Here is a 597-nt window from a genome sequence, read left to right as displayed (position 1 = left end):
AATTTTTGATAGTCTTTAAAGATTTTCATATACCACATACACACTCGCAATTAATAAAAAGATATTACACACAAACCCTATAAGCCAACTTAATTTTTTGCGTTTTTCTCCTGTGCTATAACATTTAAATAAATAAGCTTGTAATAAACAAGGAAATATGATAAATGTGATTACTAAAAAAAACATAGTTGCAAAGGTTAAAAATTTAAAATAATTACGCACTCTATATTCTTGCGGTGATAATTTTTCAATTTCTGGAGGATCAAGTAATACAAGCGATTTATAAAATTCAAGATCATAGCTAAGATAAAATATGATAACAATAGCCATAAAAAAGATAATAAAAGATATTAAAAAATAAGATTTTACAAATTCTTTTATGTTAATTTTAATCCAATAATTTAAAATAGAAAAGACAACAAGAACACTTAAAGTTGTAAGATAAAATTTTATATTAGTAAAAGCAAGAATAAATCCAAATAAACCCCAAAAAATAGAAAATGTAATATCTTCTCCCATTTAAACTCCTGTATTATAAAGCACATTATAAGCTTTATCTTTAAAATCAAGCTTAGTGATAAAATCCTTACTATAAAG

The 597-nt window shown here is 23.3% G+C and carries 1 protein-coding gene; it reads right to left on the bottom strand.

Annotated elements, in window-relative coordinates:
• Positions 1-15 precede the first annotated feature (15 nt).
• Positions 16-519 (bottom strand): hypothetical protein, encoded by a 504-nt coding sequence (locus AJ889_RS02635; protein ID WP_070293233.1) that lies wholly within the window; start codon positions 517-519, stop codon positions 16-18.
• Positions 520-597 lie beyond the last annotated feature (78 nt).

Source organism: Campylobacter sp. BCW_6468, from assembly GCF_001762865.1.
GTDB classification, from domain to species: Bacteria; Campylobacterota; Campylobacteria; order Campylobacterales; family Campylobacteraceae; genus Campylobacter_D; species Campylobacter_D jejuni.
The sequence above is the reverse complement of the archived record's forward strand: the minus strand, read 5'-3'. Positions and strand labels throughout refer to the sequence as shown.